This window comes from Pseudomonas sp. S4_EA_1b, from assembly GCF_016307435.1.
Lineage (GTDB): Bacteria > Pseudomonadota > Gammaproteobacteria > Pseudomonadales > Pseudomonadaceae > Aquipseudomonas > Aquipseudomonas rhodesiae.
Genome location: NZ_JAEILC010000045.1, coordinates 58,692 through 75,790 on the forward strand (window position 1 = coordinate 58,692; position 17,099 = coordinate 75,790).

General features: G+C 61.2%; 18 protein-coding genes. 14 read left to right on the top strand and 4 right to left on the bottom strand.

The window, feature by feature from the left end; genetic code table 11:
• Positions 1–22: 22 nt before the first annotated feature.
• The gene (gene uraH, locus YA0848_RS15245; protein WP_034114675.1) at positions 23–376 is read right to left on the bottom strand and encodes a hydroxyisourate hydrolase; all 354 of its coding nucleotides are present in this window, start codon (positions 374–376) and stop codon (positions 23–25) included.
• Between the two features lie 379 nt (positions 377–755).
• Between uraH and puuE the strand changes: the two genes are divergently transcribed.
• The 7 genes from puuE (at position 756) to YA0848_RS15280 (ending at position 7,740) form a co-directional block, all read left to right on the top strand.
• Positions 756–1,682 (top strand): allantoinase PuuE, encoded by a 927-nt coding sequence (puuE, locus tag YA0848_RS15250; protein ID WP_034099379.1) that lies wholly within the window; start codon positions 756–758, stop codon positions 1,680–1,682.
• Positions 1,679–2,194 (top strand): 2-oxo-4-hydroxy-4-carboxy-5-ureidoimidazoline decarboxylase, encoded by a 516-nt coding sequence (gene uraD, locus YA0848_RS15255; RefSeq protein WP_034099380.1) that lies wholly within the window; start codon positions 1,679–1,681, stop codon positions 2,192–2,194. The genes puuE and uraD overlap by 4 nt, the downstream gene beginning before the upstream one ends.
• A 40-nt stretch (positions 2,195–2,234) precedes the next feature.
• Positions 2,235–3,230 (top strand): allantoicase, encoded by a 996-nt coding sequence (gene alc / locus YA0848_RS15260; RefSeq protein ID WP_034138801.1) that lies wholly within the window; start codon positions 2,235–2,237, stop codon positions 3,228–3,230.
• Between the two features lie 121 nt (positions 3,231–3,351).
• Complete coding sequence (locus tag YA0848_RS15265) at positions 3,352–3,855, top strand: ureidoglycolate lyase (protein ID WP_034099384.1); 504 nt, start codon at positions 3,352–3,354, stop codon at positions 3,853–3,855.
• Between the two features lie 51 nt (positions 3,856–3,906).
• Positions 3,907–5,196, top strand: a complete 1,290-nt coding sequence (locus tag YA0848_RS15270) for a urate hydroxylase PuuD (protein ID WP_034099386.1) — start codon at positions 3,907–3,909, stop codon at positions 5,194–5,196.
• Positions 5,197–5,374: 178 nt separating this feature from the next.
• Positions 5,375–6,721, top strand: coding sequence for a nucleobase:cation symporter-2 family protein (locus YA0848_RS15275; RefSeq protein WP_169902442.1), 1,347 nt, complete (start codon positions 5,375–5,377; stop codon positions 6,719–6,721).
• Between the two features lie 233 nt (positions 6,722–6,954).
• The gene (locus YA0848_RS15280; RefSeq protein WP_034099390.1) at positions 6,955–7,740 is read left to right on the top strand and encodes an outer membrane protein OmpK; all 786 of its coding nucleotides are present in this window, start codon (positions 6,955–6,957) and stop codon (positions 7,738–7,740) included.
• 57 nt (positions 7,741–7,797) lie between these two features.
• On the opposite strand, the gene YA0848_RS15285 is transcribed toward YA0848_RS15280, so the two are convergent.
• A complete protein-coding gene (locus YA0848_RS15285) occupies positions 7,798–8,937 on the bottom strand; it encodes a patatin-like phospholipase family protein (RefSeq protein ID WP_034099392.1) in 1,140 nt (379 codons plus the stop codon).
• A gap of 29 nt (positions 8,938–8,966) precedes the next feature.
• Entirely contained in the window at positions 8,967–9,902 is a 936-nt protein-coding gene (locus tag YA0848_RS15290) for a lipid A biosynthesis lauroyl acyltransferase (protein ID WP_034099393.1), read from the bottom strand.
• A 119-nt stretch (positions 9,903–10,021) separates the two neighbouring features.
• Here YA0848_RS15290 and minC point away from each other — a divergent pair, with 119 nt between their 5' ends.
• From minC to YA0848_RS15325, 7 genes are all read left to right on the top strand, one after another.
• Positions 10,022–10,759 carry a septum site-determining protein MinC gene (gene minC, locus YA0848_RS15295; RefSeq protein ID WP_034099395.1) on the top strand — a complete coding sequence of 246 codons (738 nt, stop codon included), beginning with the start codon at positions 10,022–10,024 and terminating at the stop codon, positions 10,757–10,759.
• Positions 10,760–10,959: 200 nt separating this feature from the next.
• Positions 10,960–11,772, top strand: coding sequence for a septum site-determining protein MinD (gene minD, locus YA0848_RS15300; protein ID WP_034099397.1), 813 nt, complete (start codon positions 10,960–10,962; stop codon positions 11,770–11,772).
• 3 nt (positions 11,773–11,775) lie between these two features.
• Complete coding sequence (gene minE, locus YA0848_RS15305) at positions 11,776–12,030, top strand: cell division topological specificity factor MinE (protein ID WP_003175252.1); 255 nt, start codon at positions 11,776–11,778, stop codon at positions 12,028–12,030.
• A 96-nt stretch (positions 12,031–12,126) separates the two neighbouring features.
• Positions 12,127–12,762: an RluA family pseudouridine synthase gene (locus tag YA0848_RS15310; RefSeq protein WP_034099399.1), complete on the top strand. Its 636-nt coding sequence runs from the start codon at positions 12,127–12,129 to the stop codon at positions 12,760–12,762.
• 170 nt (positions 12,763–12,932) lie between these two features.
• Positions 12,933–14,222, top strand: a complete 1,290-nt coding sequence (locus tag YA0848_RS15315; protein ID WP_034114690.1) for a M18 family aminopeptidase — start codon at positions 12,933–12,935, stop codon at positions 14,220–14,222.
• Positions 14,223–14,346: 124 nt separating this feature from the next.
• On the top strand, positions 14,347–14,523 hold the full coding sequence (locus YA0848_RS15320) for a hypothetical protein (protein WP_016970148.1): 177 nt from the start codon (positions 14,347–14,349) through the stop codon (positions 14,521–14,523).
• A 72-nt stretch (positions 14,524–14,595) separates the two neighbouring features.
• Positions 14,596–16,761 carry a mechanosensitive ion channel family protein gene (locus YA0848_RS15325; RefSeq protein WP_034114692.1) on the top strand — a complete coding sequence of 722 codons (2,166 nt, stop codon included), beginning with the start codon at positions 14,596–14,598 and terminating at the stop codon, positions 16,759–16,761.
• A 37-nt stretch (positions 16,762–16,798) separates the two neighbouring features.
• On the opposite strand, the gene YA0848_RS15330 is transcribed toward YA0848_RS15325, so the two are convergent.
• Complete coding sequence (locus tag YA0848_RS15330) at positions 16,799–17,023, bottom strand: MbtH family protein (protein WP_034099405.1); 225 nt, start codon at positions 17,021–17,023, stop codon at positions 16,799–16,801.
• Positions 17,024–17,099 lie beyond the last annotated feature (76 nt).

Below are 17,099 nucleotides of genomic sequence, written 5' to 3' on the forward strand. Positions count from 1 at the left end.
GGGTGTGAAGCGCGGGGACGACTCAGCTACCGCGATAGGTGGAGTAGCTGTAAGGCGAAATCAGTAAGGGCACATGGTAGTGATCCTGTTCGGCGCTGATGCCGAAGCGCAGCACCACCACGTCCAGAAAGGCCGGCTCCGGCAGTTGTACGCCGCGGGCGCGGTAGTAGTCACCGGCGCTGAACTGCACCTGGTAGACGCCGCTGCGATAGTCGTCGCCTTGCAGCAATGGCGTGTCGCAACGGCCGTCGCTGTTGGTCACGGCGCTGGCCACCAGTTCCAGCTGCGTGCCTTCGACGCGGTACAGTTCAACCTTGATTGCGCTGCCGGGGCAGCCGTGGGCCGCGTCGAGTACGTGTGTGGTCAGTCGTCCCATGGATCGGGGCTCCGTTCAGTCGAGTGAGAAAGGCCGCACCTTTTCAGGGCGAGAAAAAGCCGGCGATGGCTGATTAAGACACTTTTGATAAAAATTGTACACAATAAAAACCACAAAATTTTCAGCACGCTCCGCAGCGCTTTTCGCGCTGGTGAATCCTCGGTAAACCTTGCGGTTAAAAGGACTGCTATACATTTACTGACCAACCGGGCAAGTTTCTTGCAGGGTTAAGCCGTGCAGATGGCTTGGAAAAAATGCGGAAATACAGGCTTACAAAGTGACCGGCAAGTTGTATACAATCAGTCCATCGCTGTGACGCCACCCAGTCTTTCCGCTGGCCGCCACGCACTTGTTACCACGCACAAGAAGGAAGACTGCAGTGAGCGCTGACTACCCACGCGACCTGATCGGTTACGGCAGTAACCCTCCTCACCCCCACTGGCCAGGCAAGGCGCGCATTGCCTTGTCGTTCGTACTCAACTACGAAGAAGGCGGTGAACGCAACATCTTGCACGGCGATAAAGAGTCGGAGGCGTTCCTTTCGGAAATGGTCTCGGCCCAGCCGCTGCAAGGCGAACGCAATATGAGCATGGAGTCGCTGTACGAATACGGCAGCCGTGCCGGCGTGTGGCGCATCCTCAAGTTGTTCAAAGCATTCGATATCCCGCTGACCATCTTCGCCGTAGCCATGGCCGCTCAGCGTCACCCGGACGTGATCCGCGCCATGGTCGCCGCCGGCCACGAAATCTGCAGCCACGGTTACCGCTGGATCGACTACCAATACATGGACGAGGCCCAGGAACGCGAGCATATGCTCGAAGCCATCCGCATCCTCACCGAACTGACCGGCGAACGCCCGCTGGGCTGGTACACCGGGCGCACCGGCCCCAACACGCGGCGGCTGGTGATGGAGGAAGGCGGTTTTCTCTACGACTGCGACACCTACGACGACGACCTGCCCTACTGGGAACCCAACACCCCCACCGGCAAGCCGCACCTGGTGATCCCCTACACCCTGGACACCAACGATATGCGCTTCACCCAGGTGCAGGGCTTCAACAAAGGCGATGACTTCTTCGAGTACCTCAAGGATGCGTTCGACGTGCTTTACGCCGAAGGCGCCGAGGCACCGAAAATGCTCTCCATCGGCCTGCATTGCCGCCTGATCGGTCGCCCGGCGCGCCTGGCCTCGCTCAAACGCTTTATCGAATACGCCAAAAGCCACGAACAGGTGTGGTTCACTCGCCGCGTCGACATCGCCCGTCACTGGCAAGCCACCCACCCGTACAAGGGAGCGGCGAAATGACTGCGTTCCAAACCCTGCAACCCTCGACCTTGAGCCGTGACGCCTTCGTCCGCGCCTTTGCCGATATCTATGAACATTCGCCATGGGTGGCCGAAAAGGCCTTCGACCTGGGCCAGGACGCGTCGATCGATCAGATCGAAACCCTGCACCAGCGCATGAGCGATATCCTGTTGAGCGCTGATCACGCCAGTCAACTGGCGCTGATCAACGCTCACCCGGACCTGGCCGGCAAAGCCGCCGTCCAGGGCCAACTGACCGAAGCCAGCACTAACGAACAGGCCGGCGCCGGTATTCACCAATGCACGGCCGAAGAGTTTTCTCGCTTCACCGAGCTGAACGAAGCCTACAAAGCCAAGTTCAAGTTTCCCTTCATCATGGCGGTAAAAGGCAGCAACCGGCATCAGATACTCGCCGCGTTCGAAACGCGCATTCACAACTCGGCGGACGCCGAGTTCAAGTGCGCGCTGGACGAGATCAACAAGATCGCGTTGTTCCGTTTACTGACCCTCTAAACACCATCCCCAGCCACTCTATCTAAGGCAGACAAGAAGAATGAAAGCGCAACCCGTACCTTTCGAAAAGTTCGTCAACCTGGCCGACGCCCGCTTGGGCACCAAGATCATCTCCGTGACCGATGACTGGTTCGCCGACGCCAACCGCCTGTTCCAGCCGACCCCGGCCGTGTGGAAGGAGGGCGTGTTCGATGACAACGGCAAGTGGATGGACGGCTGGGAGTCGCGCCGCAAGCGCTTCGAAGGCTACGACAGCGCGGTAATCCGCCTGGGCGTGCCGGGTTCGATCAAAGGCGTGGACATCGACACTTCATTCTTCACCGGCAACTACCCGCCGTCGGCCTCCCTGGAAGCCTGCTTCCTGGCCTCTGGCGAGCCGGACGAAAATACCCAGTGGACCGAAGTGCTGTCGGCCGTCGAGCTGCAGGGCAACAGCCACCACTACCATGAGATCAACAACGACCAGGCGTTCAGCCACCTGCGTTTCAACATCTACCCGGATGGCGGCGTGGCGCGTCTGCGTGTGTACGGCGTGCCGTTCCGGGATTGGTCGGCGGTGGGCGACAACGAACAGGTCGACCTGGCCGCGGCGCTCAACGGCGGCCGCGCCCTGGCATGCTCCGACGAACACTTCGGCCGCATGAGCAACATCCTCAACCCAGGCCGTGGCATCAACATGGGCGACGGCTGGGAAACCGCGCGTCGCCGCACGCCAGGCAATGACTGGGTGATCGTCGCCCTGGGCCATCCGGGCGAGATCGAGAAGATCATCGTCGACACCCTGCACTTCAAGGGCAACTACCCGGATACCTGCTCGATCCAAGGTGCTTTCGTAAAAGGCGGCACCGACAGCCAGATCGAAACCCAGTCGCTGTTCTGGCGCGAATTGCTGCCGGCGCAGAAGCTGGAAATGCACGCCGAACACACCTTCGTCGAGCAGATCAAGGCGCTGGGGCCGATTACCCATATCCGCCTGAACGTATTCCCGGACGGTGGTGTAAGCCGCCTGCGGGTGTTCGGCAAGGTCGCTAAATAAGCGGTGAACCCAATCGCGGGCAAGCCCGCTCCCACAGGGGGAATGCATTCCAAATGTGGGAGCGGGCTTGCCCGCGATAGCAATAGACCAGACAACACAGAACTCGGATAAGAAGACCGCCATGCGCACACTAGTGATCGAACCCCTGACCAAAGAAGCCTTCGCCCCTTTCGGAGACGTTATCGAAACCGACGGCAGCGATCACTTCATGATCAACAACGGGTCGACCATGCGCTTTCACAAATTGGCCACGGTCGAAACCGCAAAGCCGGAAGACCACGCCATCATCAGCATCTTCCGCGCCGACGCGCAGGACATGCCGCTGACCGTGTGCATGCTGGAGAGACACCCGCTGGGCAGCCAGGCTTTCATTCCGCTGCTCGGCAACCCCTTTCTGATCGTGGTCGCGCCACTTGGCGATGTACCTGTATCGGGCTTGGTCCGCGCCTTCGTCACCAACGGCAGGCAGGGCATTAATTACCATCGCGGCGTCTGGCACCACCCGGTGCTGACGATCGAAAAGCGGGATGACTTCCTGGTGGTTGATCGCAGTGGCACAGGCAATAACTGCGATGAGCATTTTTTCCAAGAGGATGAGCGGTTGATCCTCGCCCCCCACCAATAAGAGAAGGTCTGATCACCCGACAACAAGGGTGACAGGCGAGAGGTAAAGACTGTGGAAGCACATCTGTTGGAATGGCTGAACCTGAGCGTGCGCTGGGTTCACATGATCACTGGCGTCGCCTGGATCGGCGCTTCGTTCTACTTCGTCTGGCTGGAAAACAACCTCAACCGCGTCAACCCCAAGGACGGCCTGGCCGGCGACTTATGGGCGATCCACGGTGGCGGTATCTACCACCTGGAAAAATACAAACTGGCCCCGCCGACCATGCCGGACAACCTGCACTGGTTCAAATGGGAAGCCTATTTCACTTGGATGTCGGGCGTCGCGCTGCTGTGCGTGGTGTTCTACTCCAACCCGACCTTGTACCTGCTGGCGCCGGGCAGCAGCCTCAGTGGTCCGCAAGGCGTGTTGCTGGGCATCGGCTCGCTGTTCGCAGGCTGGTTCATCTACTCCTTCCTCTGCGACTCGGCCCTGGGCAAACGCCCTGCCCTGCTCGGTTTCATCCTGTTCGTACTGTTGATTGCCGCCGCGTATGGCTTCAGCCAAGTGTTCAGCGGGCGTGGTGCCTACCTGCACGTAGGTGCGGTGATCGGCACCATCATGGTGGGCAACGTGTTCCGCATCATCATGCCGGCGCAGCGCGCGCTGGTGGCGGCCATCGCCGAGAACCGTACACCTGACCCGGCGCTGCCGGCCAAGGGCCTGCTGCGCTCGCGTCATAACAACTATTTCACCTTGCCGGTGCTGTTCATCATGATCAGCAACCACTTCCCGAGCACCTACGGCAGCCATTACAACTGGCTGATCCTGGCCGGTATCGCGGTGGCGGCGGTGTTGGTGCGGCATTACTTCAACACCCGGCACAACAGCCAGAAGTACGCGTGGACCCTGCCGGTTGGCGCGCTGGCGATGATCTGCCTGGCTTATGTGACCGGCCCCAAGCCGGCCGAACCGATTGCCAAGGCGCCGGCGGCCATTGAGTACCAACCGTTGCCGGAAACCGCATTGGGCGGTGGCTTGAAACCTGCCGCGCCTGCGGCAACCGAACCCGCTGCCGCACCTGCACCGGCCCAGGCGACCATTGATTTCGACAAGGTCCACGGAGTGATTCAGGAACGCTGCGCCGTGTGCCATTCGGCCAAGCCCACCAGCCCGTTGTTCAGCACCGCGCCGGCCGGCGTGATGTTCGATACACCGGCGCAGATCCAGCAACAAGCAGCACGCATCCAGGCCCAGGCTGTGGCCAGCCAGATCATGCCGCTGGGCAACATCACTCAGATGACCCAGCAGGAGCGCGACCTGATCGGCACCTGGATCAACCAGGGGGCGCATACCAACTAACAGCCTGGTGCAACTCCAAAATGTGCGAGGGGGCTTGCCCCCGATAGCGGTATGTCATTCAAAACATCAGTGACTGAACCAACGCAATCGGGGGCAAGCCCCCTCCCACGGATGACTTGCAGTGGTTTAGAGATTGCGTTCCACACAATACAAAAATAAAAAAGATTCGAGGTGTTGCATGTCCCCGTTAGAACCGCAGACTCCTGCCGCGCCCGCCATGGTGCGGCTACCCCTCTTGCAACTGATTCTGGTCGGCCTGCAACACGTCTTGTTGATGTACGGCGGCGCCGTCGCCGTGCCTCTGATCATTGGCCAGGCCGCCGGCCTGAGCCGTGAAGAAATCGCCTTCCTGATCAACGCCGACCTGCTGGTGGCCGGCGTCGCCACCATGGTGCAGTCGTTCGGCATCGGCCCCCTGGGCATCCGCATGCCGGTGATGATGGGCGCCAGTTTCGCCGCCGTTGGCAGCATGGTCGCCATGGCCGGTATGCCCGGTATCGGTTTACAGGGGATCTTCGGCGCCACCATCGCCGCCGGGTTCTTCGGCATGCTGATCGCGCCGTTCATGTCCAAGGTCGTGCGCTTTTTCCCACCGCTGGTGACCGGCACCGTGATCACTGCCATCGGCCTGTCGCTGTTCCCCGTGGCCGTGAACTGGGCCGGTGGCGGCAGCGCGGCGGCCACCTTCGGCTCACCGATCTACCTGACGATTGCCGCTTTGGTGCTGGCCACCATCCTGCTGATCAACCGTTTTATGCGCGGTTTCTGGGTCAACATCTCGGTGCTGATCGGCATGGGCCTGGGGTACGCCCTGTGCGGCGTTCTCGGCATGGTCGACCTTAGCGGCCTGGCACTGACGCCCTGGGTGCAGGTGGTGACGCCGCTGCATTTCGGCATGCCCACCTTTGAGTTGGCGCCGATTCTGTCGATGTGCCTGGTGGTGGTGATCATCTTCGTTGAGTCCACCGGGATGTTCCTGGCGCTGGGCAAGATCACCGACCGCGAGGTCACGCCCAAGATGCTGCGTCGTGGCCTGCTGTGCGACGCCGGCGCGTCGTTCGTGGCCGGGTTCTTCAACACCTTCACCCATTCCTCGTTCGCCCAGAACATCGGCCTGGTGCAGATGACCGGCGTGCGCTGCCGCTCGGTGACGATCATGGCCGGCGCGTTCCTGATCGTGCTTAGCCTGTTGCCCAAAGCCGCTTACCTGGTGGCCTCGATTCCGCCGGCGGTGCTGGGCGGCGCGGCGATTGCCATGTTCGGCATGGTGGCGGCCACCGGCATCAAGATTCTGCAGGAGGCCGACATCGCCGATCGCCGCAACCAGTTGCTGGTGGCGGTAAGCATCGGCATGGGCCTGATTCCCGTGGTGCGCCCGGAGTTCTTCGCTCAACTGCCGCTGTGGATGAGCCCGATCACCCACAGCGGCATCGCCATGGCCACCCTCAGCGCGTTGTCGCTGAATGTGTTGTTCAACATCCTCGGCGGTTCCGAGCGGGCGGTCGTCGAGCACGCGCACACCTGAGCGTGCCCCATCATCGCGCTGTACGCCCTGTAACAGCGCGCTTGAGCCCAGGCAGGGTTATCAGTATTCTCCGCGCCCGCTCGAATCGATTGCTCTTCAACGCGTTGGCGCGGCTCTTGCTAAACCCATAAAAGCTGACCGATCAGACGATATTCACAGCGAACCAAAGGCGCCACATCAGAGCGCCTGCATTAGAAGAAAAACCAAAAAAACTTTAACTCGGGAGCAACCGAATGAAACCTATGTTCAAAGGCCTGATGCTGGCGGGATCCCTGCTGGCCGGCGGCCAGGCCGTGGCCGGTGACTTGTTGCAGTGGCAGAACAACAGCCTGACCTACTTGTGGGGCAAGAACTTCACCGTTAACCCGCAGATCCAGCAAACGGTCACGTTCGAACATGCCGACGCCTGGAAGTACGGCGACAACTTCTTCTTCCTCGACCGCATCTTTTATAACGGCAAGGAAGACGGCAACGTCGGCCCGAACACCTACTACGGTGAGTTCAGCCCGCGCTTGTCGTTCGGTAAGATCCTCGACCAGGACTTGTCCTTCGGCCCGATCAAAGACGTGTTGCTGGCGATGACGTATGAGTTCGGCGAAGGCGACAACGAGTCATACCTGGTCGGCCCAGGCTTCGATTTGAACATCCCCGGTTTCGATTACTTCCAGTTGAACTTCTACCAGCGCCAGACCGAAGGCAATCGCCCCGGCGACGGCGTGTGGCAGATCACCCCGGTGTGGTCGTACACGATCCCGGTGGGCAACTCGAACATCCTGATCGATGGCTTTATGGACTGGGTGGTGGACAACGACAAGAACGCCCGCGGCACCTACCACGCCAACCTGCACTTCAACCCGCAAGTGAAATACGACCTGGGCAAGGCGATGAACTGGGGCGAGAAACAGCTGTATGTCGGTTTCGAATACGACTACTGGAAAAACAAGTACGGCATCGAAGATTCCGGCGCGTTCAAGACGACTCAGGACACGGCGAGCTTCCTGGTCAAGTACCACTTCTGACCGAACGCCCCAGGTCAGCGTGTGAGAGGGGCTTGCCCCCTCCCACCGTCAGATCGGCTACAGACCCAAGAATCGGGTGATCTCTTCACGCTTGGCCAGCGCATCTTTCCTGCCCAACTCGATCAATTCGCTGCAGTACCCCGCCTCGAACAACAAGTAGCTCAGCACCCCTGCCCCGCTGGTCTTGGTCGCACCCGGCCCGCGCAGGAACACACGCAACGCCGCCGGCATTTCCTGGCGATGTCGCGCGGCGATTTCGTCGATGGGCTGGCTGGGCGCGATGACCAGCACTTCCACCGGCGCCAGGCCGCGCGCCGCGCTGTCGGCCGGCTGCAAATGGCTGAACTGATTGAGGCGTTCCAGCAATTCGATATCGCTTTCCAGGCTGTCGATAAAGGTGCTGTTGAGCATATGCCCACCGATCTGGGCCAGGGTCGGTTGCTGCCCGGTAAAGGCGCGCTGCACCGCCGGTTCGTTGCCTCGCGGGTTGCCGCTGACGCCCACCACCAGCACGCGGTTGGCGCCCAGGTGCAGGGCCGGGCTGATGGGGGCCGACTGACGCACGGCACCGTCGCCGAAATATTCCTGATCGAGTTTCACCGGCGCAAACAGCAGCGGAATCGCCGAACTGGCCAGCAAGTGCTCTACCGTCAGTTGGGTCGGCACGCCAATGCGACGGTGGCGCAGCCAGGCGTCGATGGCGCGCCCGCCCTGATAGAACGTCACGGCTTGCCCAGACTCATAGCCGAACGCCGTGATCGCCACTGCATGCAGGTGGTTTTGCCGGATGGCCTCATCGATGCCTTGCAGGTGCAGTTTGTCTTGCAGCAAATCGCGCAGCGGCGAGCTGTTGAGCAGCGCCACCGGCACCCGGCGGCCCAGGCCCAACAGGCTGTGGATCAGGAAGCGAGCGGCCTGGCGCACCACGCCGGGCCAGTCGCTGCGCAACACCAAGTGGCTGCGAAAGCCCTGCCAGAAGGCGGTCAGGCGCTCGATGGACGCGCGAAAATCCATGGCGCCGCTGGCCAGGCTCACCGCATTGATCGCCCCGGCCGAGGTGCCGACAATCACTGGAAACGGGTTGGACGCGCCGGGCGGCAACAGCTCGGCAATCGCCGCCAACACCCCTACCTGATACGCCGCTCGCGCCCCGCCGCCGGAAAGAATCAAGCCTGTTACCGGTTCAGCTGGGCGCATCGCATCACTCCATTGGGGAAAGGTCGTTCTTATCGACGGCGTTTTTCGTACAGCTTGGGTTCACCCGGTGGCCGGCTCTTGAAGCGGCGGTGGGTCCACAGGTATTGCTCGGGGCATTCGCGCACGGAGGCTTCGACCCACTGGTTGATGCGCAGGCAGTCCACCTCGTCGCTTTCGCCGGGGAAGTCGGTCAGCGGCGGGTGGATCACCAGGCGATAGCCACTACCATCGGCCAGACGCTCCTGAGTGAACGGCACCACCAGCGCCTTGCCCAAGCGAGCGAACTTGCTGGTGGCGGTCACGGTGGCGGCCTGGATGCCGAACAGCGGCACGAAAATACTTTGCTTGGCGCCGTAGTCCTGATCCGGTGCGTACCAGATGGCACGGCCGGCGCGCAGCAGCTTGAGCATGCCGCGCACGTCTTCGCGCTCCACGGCCAGGGAATCGAGGTTATGGCGCTCGCGGCCACGGCGTTGGATATAGTCGAACAACGGGTTGCCGTGCTCGCGGTACATGCCGTCGATGGTGTGCTTCTGGCCGAGCAATGCCGCGCCGATTTCCAGAGTGGTGAAGTGCAGGGCCATCAGGATCACGCCCTTGCCATCCAACTGTGCCTGCTTGAGATGCTCCAGGCCTTCAACATGGGCCAGCCGCGCCAGGCGCTGACGCGACCACCACCAGCTCATGGCCATTTCAAAAAAGGCGATGCCGGTGGAGGCGAAGTTTTCCTTGAGCAGGCGCTTGCGTTCCTTGGCGGATTTTTCCGGGAAGCACAGCTCCAAGTTGCGCGCGGCGATGCGGCGGCGTTCACCGGCCACGCGATACATGCCCGCGCCCAGCAACCGACCGATGGTCAGCAGGGCGCGGTACGGCAATTGGGTCACCAGCCATAGGAGGCCGAGTCCCAGCCATAACAGCCAAAATCGCGGGTGAAAAAATACAGCTCGAAAACGCGGGCGATCCATTACAGATTCCGGTAAAGACAAGGGCCGCGCATTCTACAACGGTTCGACTCGGCTTGCGGCCAGTGAGTGTTCTCGTTATAAGTCTCGACACTTTTCGTGACAAGCCGCTTTTGCCGACCATGAGCCAAACCGAACCGCTAGACCAAGATCCCGTGTTCCAGTTGAAAGGCAGCATGCTCGCCATCACCGTGCTGGAACTGGCGCGCAACGACCTCGATGCCCTGGACCGCCAATTGGCCGCCAAGGTCGCCCTGGCCCCGAACTTCTTCAACAACGCCCCGCTGGTGCTGGCTCTGGACAAACTGCCCGCCGGCCAGGGCGCCATCGACCTGCCTGGTCTGATGCGCGTGTGCCGCTCCCATGGCCTGCGCACCCTGGCCATCCGCGCCAGCCGCATCGAAGACATTGCCGCCGCCATCGCCATTGAACTGCCAGTACTGCCGCCGTCCGGCGCGCGCGAACGTCCGTTGGATCCGACGGAAGGCGACGTAAAGAAAAAACCGGAAAAACCGCCCGAGCCGACGATAAAGCCTACAAAGATCATTACCACCCCCGTACGCGGCGGGCAGCAGATTTACGCCCAGGGCGGCGACCTGGTGGTGGTCTCTTCGGTCAGTCCCGGCGCGGAACTTCTGGCCGATGGCAACATCCATGTATACGGCCCGATGCGCGGACGCGCCCTCGCCGGTATCAAGGGTGACACCAAGGCCCGTATTTTTTGCCAGCAATTGACCGCTGAACTTGTGTCCATCGCCGGCCAGTACAAGGTTTCCGAGGATTTGCGCCGCGACCCGCTGTGGGGGGCCGCCGTTCAGGTCAACCTGTCGGGCGATGTGTTGAACATCATTCGGCTTTAACGGATACTGCCGCATTTTCCAAGCATCTCTAGACTCTGATAGCACAGCGAAACCGGCAAGACTTGTGTAGGAATAACTGAAAGCTGGCGTTTCCCTGCGGAAACCACAGCTTTTTCCTACAGTAGCTGTCCGCCTGCAGCGAGTTCCAAGAGATGTTTTTCAGGGGCTGAAAAGTCCTTTTTCCTTAGGGGTGAAACACCTTGGCCAAGATTCTCGTGGTTACATCCGGCAAGGGTGGTGTGGGTAAGACCACCACCAGCGCCGCTATCGGTACCGGTCTCGCACTGCGCGGCCACAAGACAGTCATCGTCGACTTCGACGTGGGTTTGCGTAACCTCGACCTGATCATGGGCTGCGAACGCCGCGTGGTGTACGACTTCGTCAACGTGGTCAACGGCGAAGCCAACTTGCAACAGGCCCTGATCAAGGACAAGCGCCTTGAGAACCTGTACGTACTGGCCGCCAGCCAGACCCGCGACAAAGACGCCCTGACCAAAGAAGGCGTAGGCAAAGTCCTTGCTGAGCTGAAGGAAACCTTCGAATACGTGGTCTGCGATTCCCCAGCGGGTATCGAGACTGGCGCGCACCTGGCCATGTACTTCGCCGACGAAGCCATCGTCGTGACCAACCCGGAAGTCTCCTCGGTACGTGACTCGGACCGCATGCTCGGCCTGCTGGCCAGCAAATCCAAGCGCGCCGAAGAAGGCCAGGACCCGATCAAGGAGCACTTGCTGCTCACCCGCTACAACCCTGAGCGCGTCAGCAACGGCGAAATGCTCGGCGTTGAAGACGTGAAGGAGATCCTGGCGGTGACCCTGCTGGGCGTCATTCCAGAATCCCAGGCGGTGCTCAAAGCCTCCAACCAGGGTGTTCCGGTGATTCTCGACGACCAGAGCGACGCCGGCCAGGCGTACAGCGATGCGGTCGATCGCCTGCTGGGCAAGTCCGTGGAACATCGCTTCCTCGATGTCAAGAAGAAGGGATTCTTCGAGCGTATCTTTGGAGGCAACTAAACAATGAAATTTCTCGACTTCTTTCGCGCCAACAAAAAGCCAAGCACCGCGTCGGTCGCGAAAGAGCGTCTACAGATCATCGTGGCGCACGAACGCGGCCAACGCAGCACCCCGGATTACCTGCCAGCCTTGCAGAAGGAACTGGTCGAAGTGATCCGCAAGTACGTCAATATCGGCAACGATGACGTGCATGTCGCCCTGGAAAATGACGGCAGCTGCTCGATTCTGGAACTCAATATCACCCTGCCCGATCGTTGATCGAACGGGCGGTCGCCACGGCGGCTGGGGCGTGCGGCTCCCTTTACGGGAAGCGGACGGCCCAGCCGCCGTTGGCGTTTGTTACGAGGCTGTTTAATGCCGTTGTCCAACATTCATATCCTCTACCAGGACGACGCGGTCCTGGTGGTGAACAAGCCGACCCTGCTGCTCTCGGTGCCTGGCCGCGCCGATGACAACAAGGACTGCCTGATCACGCGCCTGCAGGAAAACGGCTACCCCGAAGCACGCATCGTCCACCGGTTGGACTGGGAAACCTCGGGCATCATCCTGCTGGCCCGCGACGCCGATACTCACCGCGAGCTGTCCCGTCAATTTCACGACCGTGAAACCGAAAAGGCCTACACCGCCCTGGCCTGGGGCCAACCGGCACTGGACAGCGGCAGCATCGACCTGCCCTTGCGCTACGACCCACCCACCAAGCCCCGGCATGTGGTGGACCACGAATTCGGCAAGCATGCACTGACCTTCTGGAAGGTGCTGGAGCGCTGTGGCGATTGGTGTCGCGTTGAGCTGACGCCGATCACCGGGCGTTCGCACCAATTGCGTGTGCATATGCTATCCATCGGCCACCCTCTGTTGGGGGATGGCCTGTACGCCCACGAACAAGCCCTGGCTGCGTGGCCGCGCCTGTGCCTGCACGCGAGCATGCTCAGCTTTACCCATCCGCAAAGCGGCGAGCGCTTACGCTTCGAGTGCCCTGCACCCTTTTAAGTGGTCAACACAGGCAAATGTGGGAGTGGGCTTGCCCCCGATGACGGCGTATCAGTGACAGCTGTACTGACTGACACACTGCAATCGGGGGCAAGCCGTCTCCCACATTTGTTATGTGCACTTGCCGTCATCGAACGGTAAACTCCGCGCATTGCTGTCTGGAGCTATTTATGCGCGAAGCGTTGAATCAAGGCCTGATCGACTTTCTCAAGGCCTCCCCTACTCCTTTTCATGCCACCGCCGCCTTGGCCCAGCGCCTGGAAGCGGCCGGTTACCAGCGTCTCGACGAGCGCGAAACGTGGGCCACCGAAGCCAACGGGCGCTACTACGTTACCCGTAACGACTCCTCGATCATCGCCTTCAAGCTCGGCCGCCAGTCGCCGCTGCAGGGCGGCATTCGCCTGGTCGGCGCCCATACCGACAGCCCGTGCCTGCGGGTCAAGCCGCAGCCGGAGTTGCAGCGCCAGGGCTTCTGGCAGTTGGGCGTGGAAGTCTACGGCGGTGCGTTGCTGGCGCCGTGGTTCGACCGCGACCTGTCCCTGGCCGGCCGCGTGACTTTCCGCCGCGACGGCAAGGTAGAAAGCCAATTGATCGACTTCAAGCTGCCGATCGCAATCATCCCCAACCTGGCCATTCACCTGAACCGTGAAGCCAACCAAGGCTGGGCGATCAATGCCCAGACCGAATTGCCGCCGATCCTGGCGCAGTTTGCCGGTGACGAGCGTGTGGATTTCCGCGCCGTACTCACCGACCAACTGGCCCGCGAGCATGGGCTCAATGCCGACGTGGTGCTCGACTACGAGTTGAGCTTCTACGACACCCAAAGCGCTGCGGTGATCGGCCTCAACGGCGACTTTATTGCCGGTGCGCGCCTGGACAACCTACTGTCGTGCTACGCCGGCCTGCAAGCCTTGCTCACCAGCGACAGCGACGAAACCTGCGTGCTGGTATGCAACGACCATGAAGAAGTCGGTTCCTGCTCGGCCTGCGGCGCCGACGGCCCGATGCTGGAACAGACCCTGCGTCGCCTGTTGCCTGAAGGTGATGAATTCGTACGGACCATCCAGAAATCCCTGCTGGTATCTGCGGACAACGCCCACGGCGTGCATCCGAATTACGCCGACAAGCACGACGCCAACCACGGCCCCAAGCTCAATGCCGGCCCGGTGATCAAGGTCAACAGCAACCAGCGCTACGCCACCAACAGCGAAACCGCCGGGTTCTTCCGCCATCTGTGCATGGCCCAGGAAGTACCGGTGCAGAGCTTCGTGGTGCGCAGCGACATGGGCTGCGGCTCGACCATCGGCCCGATTACCGCCAGCCACCTGGGTGTGCGCACCGTGGATATCGGTTTGCCGACATTTGCCATGCACTCGATCCGCGAACTGTGCGGCAGCCATGACTTGGCGCATTTGGTGAAGGTGCTGGGCGCGTTCTACGCCAGCCACGACCTGCCCTGATCAATGAGGGAGGGGGCAGCCCCTCCCTCATTGGGTTTTGCCTAAAGCTGATCTGCATCATCTGCACTTTCTGCAATCCGACCTAGACTGGTCGATATTCCCCGTCAGACAAGGCCGTCGTTCCATGATTTCCATGTCCTCGTTCCACGCCATGCTTATCCCTATCCTGATCGGCATGATCATGCTGGCAGTGGGTTTCAACTTTCGCGACAAGCCCCTGGGCGTGTTCGGCATGTGGGTCGGCATGCTGCTGATCCTGGGCACCGTGGTGTACAAAATCCTCGCCAAACTGGCTGAATAAGAATTGCACTCGCATCTGGCATAGCGCCCTCGTACACTCGGTCAATTCGTCGTCTCCAAGGTTGACCGCCTCGTGCTTTCCCGTCTGTTTGCCCTGCCCTGTTCCCTGTTGCTTGCCCTGCTTATCCTGCTGCCGACCACGCCTGCCCACGCAGCGGGCCTGCCGGGGTTGCTCAACGGCGGCAATAAAGCCCAACCCCAGGCCGAAGTACCGCTGGGGCAGTCGTTGGACGAGGTGATCAAAACCCTGGAGAACGACCAGCAGCGCACCCAATTGCTCAGTGACCTGAAGAAACTGCGCGCCGCCACGCAAAAGGCTCAGCCGGCCGCCGAGCAAGGCGTACTCGGCTTGATCGGCAGCACCTTGTCAGGCCTGGAACAGCAATTTTCCGGCAGCGACAGCCCACTGGGGCGTTGGTCCGATGAAGTCGATCAGGCCAAGGACGAACTTGAAGCCCTGATGCTGCCGGCCAGCGAATGGCTACCGATCATTTTCGGCTTTGCCTTGATTCTGGCGGTGTGGAGCCTGCTCGCTGCCGCGCTGATCTGGCTCAGCCACCGCGTGCGCGAGCGCTTCGGCCTGCCCGAAGAATTGCCGCAGCACCCACGCACCTGGGACATGCTGCGCTTTGCCCTGCGCAAACTCGGGCCGTGGCTGATCGCGCTGGTGATCACCGTGTACCTGAGCTACGCCCTGCCCTCGTCCCTGGGCAAATCCCTGGCGATGGTGCTGGCCTATGCGCTGGTGGTGGGCACCTGTTTTTCCGCAATCTGTGTGATTGCGTTCTCCCTGCTCGACGGCCCGCATCGCCATCGTGCGCTGTACATCCTGCGCCATCAGGCCTTTCGTCCGTTGTGGCTGATCGGCAGTTTCGCCGCCTTCGGCGAAGCCCTGAGCGACCCGCGTCTAGTGCAATCCCTAGGGCAGCACTTGGCTCACACCGCCGCGACCGTGGCCAATGTGATGGCGGCGTTGTCCACCGGGGTGTTTATCCTGCGTTTTCGTCGGCCGATCGCGCATCTGATCCGCAACCAGCCACTGTCGCGCCGCCTCACACGGCGCACCCTCAGCGACACGCTGTCGATCATCGGCACGTTCTGGTACTTGCCGGCGCTGTTGCTGGTGGGCATCTCGCTGTTCGCCACGTTTCTGTCGGCCGGCGACACCAGCACCGCCCTGCGCCAGTCGCTGCTGTGCACGGTGCTGCTGGTGTTGTGCATGGTGATCAACGGCCTGGTACGCCGCCATTCGCTCAAGCCCCAGCGCGGGCACAAGCGCCATGCGCTGTATTCCGAGCGCCTGAAGAGTTTTTTCTACACCCTCGCCCACTTGCTGGTATGGCTGGCGTTTATCGAACTGGGTCTGCGGGTCTGGGGCCTGTCGTTGATTCGCTTTACCGAAGGCGACGGCCATGAAATCAGCGTCAAGCTGTTCGGCCTGGGCGGCACGCTGCTGTTTGCCTGGCTGATCTGGATTCTCAGCGACACCGCGATCCACCACGCCTTGACCCGCTCGCGCAAAGGCCTGGCCAACGCCCGCGCGCAGACCATGATGCCGTTGATCCGCAACGTGCTATTCGTGACCATTTTCATCATCGCCGCCATCGTCGCCCTGGCGAATATGGGCATGAACGTCACGCCGCTGCTGGCCGGTGCCGGTGTGATCGGCCTGGCCATCGGCTTCGGTGCGCAATCGCTGGTGGCGGACCTGATCACCGGCCTTTTCATCATCATCGAGGACTCCCTGGCCATCGACGACTACGTGGACGTCGGCGGCCACCTGGGCACGGTCGAGGGCCTGACCATCCGCACCGTGCGCCTGCGCGACATCGACGGCATCGTGCACACCATTCCGTTCAGCGAAATCAAGAGCATCAAGAACTACTCGCGGGAGTTCGGCTACGCGATCTTCCGCGTGGCGATCCCTTACAACATGGACATCGACGACGCGATCAAGCTGATCCGCGACGTGGGCCAGAAAATCCGCAACGACCCGATGCAGCGTCGCAATATCTGGTCGCCGCTGGAGATTCAGGGGGTGGAGAGCTTCGAGTCCGGCAGCGCAATCCTGCGCGCCCGGTTCAAGACCGCGCCGATCAAACAGTGGGAAGTGTCGCGGGCGTTCAACCTGTCGCTCAAGCGTCAACTGGATGAAGCTGGCCTGGACCTGGCCACGCCGCGCTTGAGCGTGCAGGTGGTGACGGCGGCGTCAGGGCAGGAAAAAGACAAGAGCGTCTAACTCCCGATCCCATGGCGGGATCGGGAGGCGAGAGAGGTCAACCGGCCAGTGCCGCGCCATCCATCTTCTGGCGCAGGCTCAACGGGCGCATGTCGGTCCAGACTTCTTCGATGTAGGCCAGGCATTCTTTCTTGAAACCGCTCTTGCCCACGGTACGCCAGCCGTCCGGCACGGCCTTGTAATCGGGCCAGATGGAATACTGTTCTTCATGGTTGACCACTACCTGAAACAGGATGTCGTCGCGGTCAAATACTGAGGTCATTGCTGTTCTCCGTCGTTCAAAGGCTGGGCTGCGCACCACGCGCAGCATCGATATCTGTAGAAACGTAGCGGGCGCG

Bases quoted from the DNA above. Each gene is read 5' to 3' on its own strand.
- uraH (WP_034114675.1), bottom strand. From the start codon at position 376: ATGGGACGACTGACCACACACGTACTCGACGCGGCCCACGGCTGCCCC.
- uraD (WP_034099380.1), top strand. From the start codon at position 1,679: ATGACTGCGTTCCAAACCCTGCAACCCTCGACCTTGAGCCGTGACGCC.
- alc (WP_034138801.1), top strand. From the start codon at position 2,235: ATGAAAGCGCAACCCGTACCTTTCGAAAAGTTCGTCAACCTGGCCGAC.
- YA0848_RS15265 (WP_034099384.1), top strand. From the start codon at position 3,352: ATGCGCACACTAGTGATCGAACCCCTGACCAAAGAAGCCTTCGCCCCT.
- YA0848_RS15275 (WP_169902442.1), top strand. From the start codon at position 5,375: ATGTCCCCGTTAGAACCGCAGACTCCTGCCGCGCCCGCCATGGTGCGG.
- YA0848_RS15280 (WP_034099390.1), top strand. From the start codon at position 6,955: ATGAAACCTATGTTCAAAGGCCTGATGCTGGCGGGATCCCTGCTGGCC.
- YA0848_RS15285 (WP_034099392.1), bottom strand. From the start codon at position 8,937: ATGCGCCCAGCTGAACCGGTAACAGGCTTGATTCTTTCCGGCGGCGGG.
- YA0848_RS15290 (WP_034099393.1), bottom strand. From the start codon at position 9,902: ATGGATCGCCCGCGTTTTCGAGCTGTATTTTTTCACCCGCGATTTTGG.
- minC (WP_034099395.1), top strand. From the start codon at position 10,022: ATGAGCCAAACCGAACCGCTAGACCAAGATCCCGTGTTCCAGTTGAAA.
- minE (WP_003175252.1), top strand. From the start codon at position 11,776: ATGAAATTTCTCGACTTCTTTCGCGCCAACAAAAAGCCAAGCACCGCG.
- YA0848_RS15310 (WP_034099399.1), top strand. From the start codon at position 12,127: ATGCCGTTGTCCAACATTCATATCCTCTACCAGGACGACGCGGTCCTG.
- YA0848_RS15315 (WP_034114690.1), top strand. From the start codon at position 12,933: ATGCGCGAAGCGTTGAATCAAGGCCTGATCGACTTTCTCAAGGCCTCC.
- YA0848_RS15320 (WP_016970148.1), top strand. From the start codon at position 14,347: ATGATTTCCATGTCCTCGTTCCACGCCATGCTTATCCCTATCCTGATC.
- YA0848_RS15330 (WP_034099405.1), bottom strand. From the start codon at position 17,023: ATGACCTCAGTATTTGACCGCGACGACATCCTGTTTCAGGTAGTGGTC.